We start from the raw sequence: 11,861 nt of genomic DNA, 5'->3' as shown, positions 1-11,861 counted from the left end.
TACTAGCATAAAAGCACTTTGAAGATGGCGCAAGCGATCTTCTATTTCCTAGAAATAGTATCCTTTTTTGCGCCGCTTTTCTTGATTTTAATCGTGTCAAAAGCGTATTTATCTATACAAAACTGTGCACATGATCACGATACAAAAAAACAGGCTGATTTGGCTCACATTTCCTAACCTATTTTTCCCGTTTCTATAAGTTGCTGAAGTATTGGTCTGACGATTAGCTCCATCGCAAAACTCATCTTACCGCCCGGCACTACGATGGTGTTGTGACGTGACATGAACGAACCATCAATCATCGCTAGTAAGTACGGGAAGTCGACATTCTTGATACCACGCAAGCGAATCACCACAAAACTCTCATCCAAACTCGGAATGCCTTTCGCATTGAGCGGGTTTGAAGTGTCCACGGTTGGGACGCGCTGGAAGTTAATGTGTGTGCGTGAAAATTGCGGTGTAATGTAGCTTAAGTAGTCGTCCATCGAGCGAACAATTGAGTCAGTGACCGCTTCTCGAGAGTGACCACGATCGCGGGTGTCTCGTACGAATTTTTGGATCCACTCGAGGTTAACGATAGGCACCATGCCGATAAGCAGGTCAACGTGCTGCGCAGCATTGACATCGCCATCTACAACGCCGCCGTGTAGGCCTTCATAAAACAGCACATCGCTATTCTCAGGTAGGTCTTGCCATGGAGTGAAGGTGCCTGGCATTTGATTATAAGGCACGGCCTCATCGAAGGTGTGTAGGTAGCGGCGGAACTGGCCAGTACCATTTTGCCCATAGTTGCGAAAAAACTCTTCAAGCGCAGGGAAGTCGTTCGCTTGGGGGCCAAAGTAGCTGATGTGTTTACCTTGATCTTTGGCTTTGCGGATCTCGATGTCCATCTCTGGACGAGTAAAACGGTGAAAGCTATCACCTTCAATAAATGCAGGCTTGACGCTCATCATGTTGAACATCTTGCGAAATGCTTCTGACGTTGTGGTGGTTCCAGCTCCAGAGGAGCCCGTTACAGCAATGATCGGGTGTTTTGCTGACATGACACTTCCTGTGTATTTGTAATTGTCGTTATAAATTTGCTAACTCACATAAGGAGTTAGACCTTGTAGGCCAATTTCAGTTCAATAGCCTTTCAATATAGCAGCTACTTGCGCAGCTACCGAAAAATTACAGCGAGCGACGCGATTTAATGTCGACGGTTTCGTGCAGTTCAGAGAAAACGATGACGGCCTCACCGCTTTCGAGCTGGCTACGAACATGGCGAACTTTATCATCTAGCGATATTTCCGACTCACCATAGTCGGTGCCTTCGCGCAGCACGAACTCTTTAATAAGGTTATCTAGCGTGTCTGCGTCAATCTGTTGCCATGGGATGATCATAAATACCTCTCAATTCTATGACTGCAGGATTATAGCACTGCTGATTCACAAAGGGATCTATCGCTGTTTTTGGCTAGTCAATAAAGTGTCGGTAGTAGCTTGGTAAGCTCTCTTCTAACCAAAAGCGCGGGCGTCGCAAACTGCCCGTCATAAAGCCGACATGACCACCTCGGTCAAGCAGTTGGTAATTGATATGGCTTGGAAGACTAAAAGTTGGAATGACCTCGTGTGTCATAAAGGGGTCATCCTTGGCATGAATAAACCGAGTCGGTACGGTGATTTCTCTTAGGCGAGGTAGCCCAGAGCAGCGCTGATAGTAGTCGTCGGCATTTTTAAATCCATGCAGCGGAGCAGTGATCAAATCATCGAACTCGTAAAGCTTTTTCATGTTCTTAATGCGCTCTTCGGTCAGTCCGAGGACTTCGCTTAACAGATGAAGTTTGTTGAGCGCATTCTTTTTCATCGAACTGAGCAGGTAAGAGCGATAGACCTTAGAGAAGCCTTGTTCAATACGTCTAGCACACGCTGCCAAGTCGAGTGGAGCAGAGATGACGGTTGCGCCATCGAGCTTAGTATCATCGCCGTAGTGAGCGAGATAGTTGGTGAGCATATTGCCGCCAAGGGAAATGCCTACGGCAACCTTTCTACTATTTGGGTAACGATGATCCAAAAGCTCAATGAACTGTCTCGCATCACCAATCTCACCGGAATGATAAGCTCTGGCAAGTCGGTTCGGGTTTGGCCCACAGCCGCGAAAGTGCATCATGACCGACAGCCAGCCCTGCTTAGCAAATGCGTGCATTAGTCCGTTGGCATAAGGACTGTGAAAGCAGCCTTCTAAGCCATGAAATAGAATAAACACAGGTTTGTTTTGGGCACTTTGTCTATGGGGATCTTCACTCCACGCGAGCTCGACAAAGTCGCCATCTGGGGTATCCAGGGTTTCCCATATTGGCTCAAATAACGCTTTGCGTCGTACAAAGCGTGGGATCAGCGTCTGGATGTGTGGATTGGCTAGCCCTTTGGCGGCGATAAAGTATTTGCTGCTCATAACGTAAATTCACTTACGGGATTGGATTGCAATAGTGCTTTTAGAATATCTACGCCTAATTGTAGCTGCTCGATCGTTTGTGGCGAGCTCAGTGATAGACGCACGGCAGGCGCTACCGAGCCACCAGGAGGTGCAAACAGCTCGCCCGATTTGACGACAACCCCTTGCTCTGCGGCTCTACTAACAAACTCACTCAGCCGCCAGTGCTCAGGTAGGGTTAGCCAAACGTGAAAGCCGCCTTGTTGATAACGAAGGTCAAACTCGCCTAGCGTGTCTACCGCGATGGCAATACGCTTTTTCATTTCGCTGTGGATGATAGTGAGGTTTCGCTCTGCATCACCAGAGAGCAACATTTCACAGGTTAGGGCAGTGAGTAGCGGGCTTATCATCCAGCTGTGGTTTTGCAGTGTCATCACCAGATGTTGATGAAGCTTTTCCGGGGCGCTCATATAGCCCACCCGCAGACCCGGTGCGAGACATTTCGAGAAAGCACCAATATGGATAACGCGCTCAGGCGCGAAGTTAACCATGGGAGCCGGGGCTTTTTCTATCAGCAGGCCGTTGATCTCATCTTCAATCACGTAGACATCATAAGACTCACAGATGCGCAAGATATCGCGGCGGCGCTCTTCAGACATAATGGCAGTGGTAGGGTTTTGCAGCGTTGGCGTTAAGTAGATAAATCGCGGCGAGTAGCGCTGGCAGCATACCTCCAACGATTCTGGCGTTATGCCAAATTCATCCATGTCCACGCCCTTGAGCGTCAATTGATTCTGACGCGCCAAACTAATCACACCCGGGTAGGTGTACTTTTCGACCAAGACCGTATCGCCCGCACGAGTGAAGGTGTCGAGCACCATCTGAATCGCATGCTGCGCGCCTGAACTAAATAGCATCCTATGTGCGGGAAGTTTGATGCCTTTATTATTGAGCCAATTGGCGACTATGGTTCGGTGAGCATCCAGTCCGGCGGGTGGTTGATAGAGCATCAATTGGTTGAGGTGCGAGTTCGAACTTGAGATGCGCTGCATAGCTTGTTTTAGCATATCGCTTCTGTCGAGCAGAGGCGGAATATTATAACCAAAGTTCATTTCACCTTGCGCCACCGTGCTTTGCTCGAATACCCAGCTGGGTTTATTGGTATCAGAGACATAGGTGCCAGCACCGACTTTTGCTTCCACCAAGCCCCTTCGTTCTACTTCCGCATAGGCTCGGGTAATCGTTCCTACCGTGACACCGAGCTTATCTGCAAGCCAGCGGTGAGTGGGCAGTTTACTGTTTGCTTTGAGAGCGCCATCTTCGATCATTGTGGCGATCTGATCAGCGATCTGTTTGTAGATCGGCGCTGGATCTTGCTTGAATACTGTAATCGTCTCGATTGTCATGGTGACAATAAACCCTTTGCGTCTGGTGTATGGCTTTGTTAGGGTTATTTTGTGCTCGAATTAACAATAAATCAACGTATTTATGGAAATTGTATCGATACAATTTTTATCGTAGAGGGAGAAAAGGGATGGATTGGTCATTTTTGCTATCAGTGGCATTGTTTGCCGTGGTCATGACGGGGACACCGGGTCCTAACAATGTCATGTTAACGGCCTCGGGTGCTAACTTTGGCTATGTTAGATCGATCCCGCACTTTGTTGGGATTGGTCTCGGTCTGATCAGCTTGATCTTATTGAATGGCGCAGGTCTCGGCGTGATCTTCCAGACTTACCCGATGGTTCAGGAAGTTCTTAAATGGCTGGGCAGCGCCTATTTGCTGTATTTGGCTTGGCGAATTCTGACCGCAGGGATCAATAAGGGAGAGTCTGATAGTAAAGCCAAACCTATGACCTGCTTTGAAGCCATGACATTTCAATATTTGAATCCAAAAGCTTGGGTGATGTCGGTAACCGCCGTGAGTTCATTTGCATTGAGCGGTGACTACTATTGGTGGTCGCTGGTGGGGATCTCGGTGATCTTTTTGCTTGTTCAGATACAAACGTCGTCGGTATGGGTGGGGTTTGGCACCTTTATCCGCCGCTGGCTGGCAACACCTACGGCATGGCGCCGCTTTAACTCCAGTATGGCGCTGCTTACTGCATCATGTGTGGTGTTTATTTGGTAGCGAGTTCGCTGACTGGCTTGGAGAAAATAAGCCCGAGGTGCTCAGCGCCAAGTTGGCGACAGTAGCCGAGTACGAGTGCCTCATCCTGTTTGGGGCTGAGCGTTAACGCATTAATGCAATCAACAAGGTCGGATTGCTGTTGCTTCTCAAGGCTGAGTTCAAACTCAAGCGCTTCACGATATAAACTATCAACCACACTGTGCTTGAGCTGACGGCGAATATCGCGAAATTGATGTAGCAGTTTTTCAGTGCGACCGAGGCAGGATTGGACGTGATGCCAATCCTCGGCGTTGAAGCGAAGTGCCTGTTCGTCTAGGCACTTCAGTAGCAACAGCAAATTGACGTTGCCGTGGTAGTGATTTTGCAGATTTAAGCACGCCTCTTTTACCTCTCGCACCCCGTAGTACTGCAGGCTGAACTGCCATAGGTGCTCTAGAGTGAGATTTGAAGATGCGTGCTCGCGGGTCATGATTGATTGAATTCCTGTTCCATCTGCTCAAGAACTTCTTGCTGCGCCATCCAGTCCATTTCGACTTCTTCAAGTTCGGATTTGCTGGAGGCTTGTTTGGCAAGTACTTCATTAAGTTTAGCTTTATTTTCCGCATCATACAGAGAAGTATCAGACAATTGCTCCTCTGCCTCAGCGATGAGGGCGGATAACTTATCCATTTTTTCCTCAAGCTTTGTCAGTGTTTTGCGAATTGGCGCGGTTTGCTTACGAAACTCGGCATCTTTGCGTTTTTGCTCTTTCTTAGCGGCTGCACTGTTATTTGAGGCTTTATCTGGCTCATTGGCTTGAGCCTCTTTACGCTCAATTTTTTGCTGCTCTGTCAGCCACTTATAGTAGTCAACGAGGTCGCCATTAAATGGCGCTACCTGACGATCGTGGACTAGGTATAGGTCATCGGTGGTCGCGCGCAGTAAGTAGCGATCGTGGCTGACGATGACCATGGCACCTTCAAAGGTTTGCAGAGCCAGTGTTAGTGCTTGGCGCATATCCAGATCAAGGTGGTTGGTCGGTTCATCGAGTAGCAATAGGTTTGGTTTTTCCCATACAACAAGCGCTAGTACCAGTCTGGCTTTTTCACCACCGGAGAACGGCGCGACTTTTTCAAGCGCTTTGTCACCTTGGAAACCAAAGCTTCCCAAGTAATCACGAAGCTGCTGCTCGGTGTGCTGCGGCGCGATCTGCATCATATGTTGCAGCGGCGTCTCTTCTGGGTGCAGGGTTTCCAGTTGGTGCTGAGCAAAGTAACCAATTTTAACGCCTTGAGAGTAATTAAGATCGCCCTCTTTAGCGCCAAGCTCGCCTGACAGCAGTTTGATCAGCGTGGATTTACCTGCGCCATTACGACCTAAAAGACCAATTCGGCTACCTGGAACCAGGTTTAGACGGATCTTTTCAAGAATGATGTTGTCATCGTAACCCGCCGAAACCTCATCCATCATGATGATTGGATTTGGCAGTGCCGCAGGCTCTCTGAATTCGAAGCTAAATGGATTATCAAATTGAGCTGGCAGCACTTTTTCCATACGTTCCAGCGCTTTGATACGGCTTTGCGCTTGGCGTGCTTTTGATGCTTTATAGCGGAAGCGGTCAATGTACTTCTGCATATGCGACATCTGCTTTTGCTGCTTCTGGTATTGAGCTTGTTGCAAGATGAGTTTTTGCGCGCGCTGTTCTTCAAACGAGGAGTAGTTACCCGTGTACTCGTTTAGCAGTTGATTCTCGATATGGATAATACGGCCGACGATAGGGTCAAGGAAATCGCGGTCGTGCGAGATCAAGACAAGTGTACCAGGATAGCTTTGTAGCCAGCGCTCAAGCCACATGACAGCATCCAAATCCAAGTGGTTGGTCGGTTCGTCGAGCAGTAGCAAATCTGAGCGGCACAATAGCGCCTGTGCTAGGTTAAGGCGCATACGCCAACCACCCGAGAACTGGGTCAGATTCCAAGTCATCTGCTCTTGGCTAAAACCAAGACCATCTAAAAGCTCTGCTGCCCGAGCACGGATGCTGTAGCCGCCAATGACTTCGATTTTGCCATGCAGCTCAGCAACCAGAGTGCCGTTGTCTTGCTGCTCTGCGTCTACCAGCTTTTGTTCCAGTGCACGATACTCACGATCGCCATCAATCACGTATTCAATAGCGGTGCGCTCTAATGCTGGGGTTTCCTGTGCGACCCAAGCGAGTTCCCAATGGGATGGCTGACTAAATGAGCCTGCATCAATGGAGAGTTCGTCTTTGAGCAGCGCAAACAGGGTGGATTTACCACAACCGTTTTTGCCGACTAGACCCACTTTGTCACCAGGGTGAATGGTGGCAGAGGCTTGGTCGAGCAGTGGTTTACCGCCGCGAAGCAATTGAATATCAGAGAAGGTGATCATAAGGAAACAACTAGCTAGTGATTGAAATTTCGACCCACGAATACTATGAGGAAAGCAGCGAAATGTCGATCATTATCCCTTGGGAGAAGGCATAAATAGCAAGGCAATCAGGGGCAAACTAACCTGCACGAACGATGAAGTTTGGTATATGATGGAACAAACTGATAACAAAAACAGAATGATTTCAATAACAATCATCACTGTCTACCCTTAAAGATTAGGGTAAAGAAGAGTGACTGACTCTCGCTGTTGTTAGAGAGCAGTTTACGAAGTCGTAAGTATGGAGATGGTTTTCAAGGAATGACGTCAGAATTACAACACTTAAACCAATCCCCAAAAGTTCTGGTGATCTATGCGCACCCAGAGCCGCAAAACTCTATCGCCAATCAGGTGATGCTCAAGAAAATCCAATCATTGGATAACGTCACCTTGCGTGATTTGTATGCCCTGTATCCTGATTTCTTTATTGACGTCAATGCTGAGCATCAGATGCTACTCGAACACGATGTGATTGTGTTTCAGCACCCACTTTATATGTATTCCTGCCCATCGCTGCTCAAAGAGTGGATTGACCGAGTGCTGGGCAAAGGCTTTGCGTTTGGTGATGATTGTGCCTTGGAAGGCAAATATTGGCGCAGCGTGATTACCACAGGTGGTAAAGAATCGGCCTTTAGCCAGTCTGGCTATAACAAGTACCCACTTGAGCAGATATTGCAGCCGTTTGAGCTCAGCGCAGCCTTGTGCAAAATGCACTGGATGGAGCCTTTGGTTCTCTACTGGTCACGCCGTGTGGATGATATGGATCGCTATCAGCATGCCGAGCTCTACAGGCAGTGGCTGATGCATCCCTTTGACGAGTCATTGATGATGTCGTCGTTTACGGCAAAGGGGGCAGCTGATGGCAATGGAAAATGATTTCTTACAGAGTGGTGTGATATTTCTCTCTGCGGCAGTGGTGGCTGTGCCGATTGCTCAGCGCTTGGGCCTAGGAAGTGTGCTTGGCTATTTGTTGGCGGGCGTAGCGATTGGCCCTTGGGGACTGGGTCTTATTAGTGATGTCGACGAGATCCTTCATTTCTCCGAGTTTGGCGTGGTGCTGCTACTGTTTTTAATAGGCCTTGAGCTAAACCCCAAGAAGCTTTGGCAAATGCGGGTACCAATACTTGGTCTCGGTGGGGCACAGGTATTAGTAACGACTTTGGTGTTATCGGCCATCGCCTCACTGTTTGGTCTGACTTGGCAGACCAGCTTGGCGATAGGGATGGCTTTAGCACTCTCCTCTACCGCGATTGCATTGCGAGTGATAGAAGAGCAAGGATTAGCGGGCGGAGAAACAGGGCAATCAGGTTTTGCAGTGTTGCTGTTTCAAGATATCGCCGTGATCCCTATGCTGGCGCTGCTTCCTGTATTGGCTGGCAACACAGCGGGCAACTGGGGGGACATCTTGTGGATGCTCGCAGGTGTGCTTGGGCTGCTAATCGGTGGTCATTACTTAATTCGACCTCTATTTCGCTATGTCGTGATGAGCGGAGTGCGAGAACTGTTTACGGTGGCGGCGCTACTACTGGTGATCGGTATTGCAGCCTTTATGCAAAAGCTGGGTCTATCGATGGCACTTGGCACCTTTTTGGCAGGGGTGCTATTGGCTGAAAGTGAATATCGTCATGAGCTTGAGATAGCCATTGAACCGTTTAAAGGTCTATTGCTTGGTCTGTTCTTTATTGCGGTGGGGATGGCGGTCAATTTAGGACTTTTGGTCTCCGAGCCACTCAAGGTGCTGTTGGCTGTTGTGTCACTGGTGGTTATAAAAGGCCTAATACTTTACGTGTTAGCAAGGTTGTTTGGTATTCGCCCTAAAGCGCGCAGTAAGATGGCGGCGATATTGAGCCAAGGTGGTGAGTTTGCTTTTGTTATTTTTACCGCCGCGAGCGCGCAAGGTTTGTTACCTGCTGAAGAGTCCGCTTTTCTATTGGTGGTGGTGAGCTTGTCCATGGTGACCACGCCACTGCTATTGATGGCACAGAAAAAGTGGTTTGAAAAATCTCTGAACCAAGAGCAGGAAACCACAATTAAAACCGATGTCGAAGACAGGCAGCCACGAGTCATCATTGCTGGTTTTGGTCGTTTCGGACAAATCGTTGGTCGTTTGATGTACGCCAACAAGGTCAAAATTACCGTATTAGAGAGTGATGCGAGCCAAATTCATCTGTTAAGGAAGTATGGCTACAAAGTATTTTATGGGGATGCCACTCAACTAGACCTGTTGCGCGCTGCTGGCGCAGACAAAGCCGAAGCCATTATTGTCTGTACCGACTCGCCGGAAGAGATCATGGAAGTGGTGGATATGTGCCATAAGCACTTCCCGTCACTCAAGGTTCTAGCGCGTGCTCGAAGTCGTGTGGAAGCCTATCAATTAATGAACCATGGTGTGGATCGTTATTCTCGAGAGACTTTCTTGGGGGCGCTTGACTTAGGTCGCCAAGCCCTTATTGAACTGGGTTTTCACCCTTATGAGGCCAAACGCGCAGAAGCGCATTTTAAAAAGTTGGATAATTCCATGCTCAAGGAGCTGCTGCCGCAGCACAGTGAAGATAAACAACTGGCGCAACGTTCAAAAGAAGCTCGTAAAGAGCTTGAAGAGATCTTTGGCCGTGAAATGGAAAAAGACCGTCAGTCTCGCAATTTTTGGGATTAGGAAGTCAGGTCGTCTGGATAGTAGGAAGTAACATGAGCAGTACCAAGAAACGTTTTATCGCCGGGGCAAGCTGCCCGAAATGCTCCACTCAAGACAGTTTGCGCTGGTGGATAGAGAATAATGTTGAGTGGGTAGAGTGTGTGGATTGTGAGTTCACCGAGCAGAGAACCCCTAAAGCTGTAGAAAAATCTGAACGAAGTGATGAAGAATTAATCGGTATTTTTAAGCCGGAATGATTGAGTTTCTATTTTCTATCCCCATAATATGCTCACACGCCGCCTAACGGCGGCATTGTTTTGATAAGACTAGGCGAAGTTAAGTGTTTAGTCTTAGTGCCAATCCTTTGGAGTATCCATGAAAATTGCTAACAACGCAGTAGTAAGCCTAGCGTACCAAGTAAAAACTGAAGACGGTGTGGTTGTTGACCAAGCAACTGTAGACGCACCTCTAGATTACCTACACGGCCACAACAACCTAATCACTGGCTTAGAAAAGGAACTTGAAGGCAAAGAAGCGGGTGACAAGTTCACTGCAACTGTATCTCCAGAAGAGGCATACGGCGAGCACAATGACGCGCTAGTTCAGCGTGTACCAGCGAACGTATTCCAAGGCGTTGACACAATTGAAGTGGGTATGCGTTTCCTAGCGGATACTGACCAGGGGCCAATCCCAGTAGAAGTAACAGAAGTTGATGGCGACGAAGTTGTGGTTGATGGTAACCACATGCTAGCTGGCCAAACACTAACGTTTGACGTTGAAGTGGTAGCACTTCGCGATGCAACAGCAGAAGAGATCGAGCACGGTCACATTCACCAAGGTGGCGAAGGTCACGGTGAAGAAGGTGGCTGTTGTGGTGGTGAAGGCCACGGTGAGAAGAAAGAAGACGGCTGCTGCGGTGGTGGCGGTTGTGGTTCTCACTAATCACACGCTTTTCAAAGGCCTCCCATTGGGAGGCCTTTGTCGTTTATAGTACTCGTAAAATATAACGAAGAATAAGGAAGTGATGTATGACTCAGCCTTTTGCTATCGCAATTCACGGTGGTGCCGGTACCATCCTTAAAACGCAGATGAGTGATGAGTTAAAGCAACAGATACTCGATGCGCTAAGCCGCTCAGTAAAAGCAGGGGCTGCGGTATTGGAAGCGGGTGGTGATGCCCTCGATGCGGCAGTGGCAGCTGTGCAAATTATGGAAGATTCGCCGCACTTCAACGCTGGTAAAGGCTCGGTGTTGACTCACAATGAGATGGTCGAGATGGATGCCTCTGTGATGCACGGCACTCAGCAAGACGCAGGTGCAGTGGCTGGTGTCAGGCATATTAAAAATCCGATTGCACTTGCTCGCGATGTGATGCGCAGCAGTGACCACGTACTCTTGATTGGCGAAGGCGCCGAAAAATTTGCCTTTGAGCAAGGCCATGAGTACACAGAACAAGACTATTTCTTTACCGAGCGCCGCTATGAGCAGCTTCAATCTATGAAAGAAAAAGGGCTGTTTGCGCTATCGGAATCAAAATATCCTGATGATAAAAAGTACGGCACGGTAGGTGCGGTGGCGCTGGACATGCAAGGCAATTTGGCGGCAGCTACCAGCACAGGCGGCGTGACCAATAAGAAATATGGTCGTGTCGGCGATACCGCCATCATAGGCGCGGGCACTTACGCTGAGAACAACAACGTTGCCGTATCGACTACGGGCATGGGGGAGTACTTTATCCGTAAAACCGTAGCCAGTGATGTCGCCGCGCGCATGCGTTATCTCAAAGAAGACGTACATACAGCCTCAGAAAGCGTGATACAGGGTGAACTCAAACAGATGGGTGGAGAGGGTGGCCTTATCGCCATCGACGCAAGCGGTGACATGCATTTTGCAATGAATAGTTCTGGGATGTACCGAGCGTCGATTGATGTGGAAGGTGCGCTGACCGTTAAGATATACGCTGATGAGTAACTGCTTGTTAGCTCCTAGGTTTTTGGTTCTAGTATCTAGGGCCAAGAACCAATCCCCCTGCTCGTCAAAATCGCTTGCTTATTATTCGCCCTTTATGTAACATTTGCGGTCCTTAATTCTCGGTCTTTTTTATTAGTTCCTTGCTTCCTCTGGATGACCGAGCCAAACGTGGAAGCTAATAATCCGTAAGGAGCAACCAATGCGTCATTACGAAATCGTATTCATGGTGCACCCTGATCAAAGCGAGCAAGTTGCTGGCATGATCGAGCGTTACACTGGTTCAAT

The 11,861-nt window shown here is 48.6% G+C and carries 12 protein-coding genes and 1 pseudogene; 7 read left to right on the top strand and 6 right to left on the bottom strand.

Annotated features, from left to right (window positions below; translation table 11 throughout):
* Positions 1-173: 173 nt before the first annotated feature.
* The 4 genes from ACVA6Q_RS22980 to ACVA6Q_RS22965 all read right to left on the bottom strand — a co-directional run bounded on the left by ACVA6Q_RS22980 (position 174) and on the right by ACVA6Q_RS22965 (position 3,819).
* A complete protein-coding gene (locus ACVA6Q_RS22980) occupies positions 174-1,043 on the bottom strand; it encodes a phosphoribulokinase (RefSeq protein ID WP_353497729.1) in 870 nt (289 codons plus the stop codon).
* Between the two features lie 127 nt (positions 1,044-1,170).
* Entirely contained in the window at positions 1,171-1,383 is a 213-nt protein-coding gene (locus ACVA6Q_RS22975) for a YheU family protein (RefSeq protein ID WP_353497730.1), read from the bottom strand.
* 73 nt (positions 1,384-1,456) lie between these two features.
* On the bottom strand, positions 1,457-2,434 hold the full coding sequence (locus ACVA6Q_RS22970; protein WP_446649039.1) for a hydrolase: 978 nt from the start codon (positions 2,432-2,434) through the stop codon (positions 1,457-1,459).
* On the bottom strand, positions 2,431-3,819 hold the full coding sequence (locus ACVA6Q_RS22965; RefSeq protein WP_446649038.1) for an aminotransferase-like domain-containing protein: 1,389 nt from the start codon (positions 3,817-3,819) through the stop codon (positions 2,431-2,433). The genes ACVA6Q_RS22970 and ACVA6Q_RS22965 overlap by 4 nt, the downstream gene beginning before the upstream one ends.
* 128 nt (positions 3,820-3,947) lie before the next feature.
* Here ACVA6Q_RS22965 and ACVA6Q_RS22960 point away from each other — a divergent pair, with 128 nt between their 5' ends.
* Positions 3,948-4,544 carry a LysE family translocator gene (locus tag ACVA6Q_RS22960; protein ID WP_353497733.1) on the top strand — a complete coding sequence of 199 codons (597 nt, stop codon included), beginning with the start codon at positions 3,948-3,950 and terminating at the stop codon, positions 4,542-4,544.
* On the opposite strand, the gene ACVA6Q_RS22955 is transcribed toward ACVA6Q_RS22960, so the two are convergent.
* Both ACVA6Q_RS22955 and ACVA6Q_RS22950 read right to left on the bottom strand, forming a co-directional pair.
* A complete protein-coding gene (locus ACVA6Q_RS22955) occupies positions 4,534-5,013 on the bottom strand; it encodes a TIGR02444 family protein (protein ID WP_353497734.1) in 480 nt (159 codons plus the stop codon). The two genes, ACVA6Q_RS22960 and ACVA6Q_RS22955, sit on opposite strands and share 11 nt — an antisense overlap.
* The gene (locus ACVA6Q_RS22950; protein WP_446649037.1) at positions 5,010-6,932 is read right to left on the bottom strand and encodes an ABC transporter ATP-binding protein; all 1,923 of its coding nucleotides are present in this window, start codon (positions 6,930-6,932) and stop codon (positions 5,010-5,012) included. The genes ACVA6Q_RS22955 and ACVA6Q_RS22950 overlap by 4 nt, the downstream gene beginning before the upstream one ends.
* A 300-nt stretch (positions 6,933-7,232) precedes the next feature.
* Here ACVA6Q_RS22950 and kefG point away from each other — a divergent pair, with 300 nt between their 5' ends.
* The 6 genes and pseudogenes from kefG to rpsF all read left to right on the top strand — a co-directional run.
* Positions 7,233-7,847 (top strand): glutathione-regulated potassium-efflux system ancillary protein KefG, encoded by a 615-nt coding sequence (gene kefG / locus ACVA6Q_RS22945; protein ID WP_446649036.1) that lies wholly within the window; start codon positions 7,233-7,235, stop codon positions 7,845-7,847.
* Positions 7,831-9,627: a glutathione-regulated potassium-efflux system protein KefB gene (kefB, locus tag ACVA6Q_RS22940; protein WP_446649035.1), complete on the top strand. Its 1,797-nt coding sequence runs from the start codon at positions 7,831-7,833 to the stop codon at positions 9,625-9,627. Before kefG ends, kefB begins: the two co-directional genes overlap by 17 nt.
* 32 nt (positions 9,628-9,659) lie before the next feature.
* Entirely contained in the window at positions 9,660-9,863 is a 204-nt protein-coding gene (locus tag ACVA6Q_RS22935; RefSeq protein ID WP_338165463.1) for a YheV family putative zinc ribbon protein, read from the top strand.
* Between the two features lie 118 nt (positions 9,864-9,981).
* Positions 9,982-10,548 (top strand): peptidylprolyl isomerase, encoded by a 567-nt coding sequence (gene slyD, locus ACVA6Q_RS22930; protein WP_446649034.1) that lies wholly within the window; start codon positions 9,982-9,984, stop codon positions 10,546-10,548.
* Between the two features lie 86 nt (positions 10,549-10,634).
* Entirely contained in the window at positions 10,635-11,576 is a 942-nt protein-coding gene (locus ACVA6Q_RS22925) for an isoaspartyl peptidase/L-asparaginase family protein (RefSeq protein ID WP_446649033.1), read from the top strand.
* Positions 11,577-11,775: 199 nt separating this feature from the next.
* Positions 11,776-11,861 (top strand): annotated as a pseudogene (gene rpsF / locus ACVA6Q_RS22920) (30S ribosomal protein S6); the annotation flags it as partial.

This window comes from Vibrio sp. DNB22_10_4 (assembly GCF_052879755.1).
This window is presented reverse-complemented; position numbering and strand designations above follow the sequence as displayed.

What these genes read in the sequence shown, in the direction of transcription:
- ACVA6Q_RS22960 (WP_353497733.1), top strand. Translation starts at nt 3,948, where the DNA reads ATGGATTGGTCATTTTTGCTATCAGTGGCATTGTTTGCCGTGGTCATG.
- ACVA6Q_RS22965 (WP_446649038.1), bottom strand. Translation starts at nt 3,819, where the DNA reads ATGACAATCGAGACGATTACAGTATTCAAGCAAGATCCAGCGCCGATC.
- kefG (WP_446649036.1), top strand. Translation starts at nt 7,233, where the DNA reads ATGACGTCAGAATTACAACACTTAAACCAATCCCCAAAAGTTCTGGTG.
- ACVA6Q_RS22935 (WP_338165463.1), top strand. Translation starts at nt 9,660, where the DNA reads ATGAGCAGTACCAAGAAACGTTTTATCGCCGGGGCAAGCTGCCCGAAA.
- kefB (WP_446649035.1), top strand. Translation starts at nt 7,831, where the DNA reads ATGGCAATGGAAAATGATTTCTTACAGAGTGGTGTGATATTTCTCTCT.
- ACVA6Q_RS22955 (WP_353497734.1), bottom strand. Translation starts at nt 5,013, where the DNA reads ATGACCCGCGAGCACGCATCTTCAAATCTCACTCTAGAGCACCTATGG.
- ACVA6Q_RS22925 (WP_446649033.1), top strand. Translation starts at nt 10,635, where the DNA reads ATGACTCAGCCTTTTGCTATCGCAATTCACGGTGGTGCCGGTACCATC.
- slyD (WP_446649034.1), top strand. Translation starts at nt 9,982, where the DNA reads ATGAAAATTGCTAACAACGCAGTAGTAAGCCTAGCGTACCAAGTAAAA.
- ACVA6Q_RS22980 (WP_353497729.1), bottom strand. Translation starts at nt 1,043, where the DNA reads ATGTCAGCAAAACACCCGATCATTGCTGTAACGGGCTCCTCTGGAGCT.
- ACVA6Q_RS22970 (WP_446649039.1), bottom strand. Translation starts at nt 2,434, where the DNA reads ATGAGCAGCAAATACTTTATCGCCGCCAAAGGGCTAGCCAATCCACAC.
- ACVA6Q_RS22975 (WP_353497730.1), bottom strand. Translation starts at nt 1,383, where the DNA reads ATGATCATCCCATGGCAACAGATTGACGCAGACACGCTAGATAACCTT.
- ACVA6Q_RS22950 (WP_446649037.1), bottom strand. Translation starts at nt 6,932, where the DNA reads ATGATCACCTTCTCTGATATTCAATTGCTTCGCGGCGGTAAACCACTG.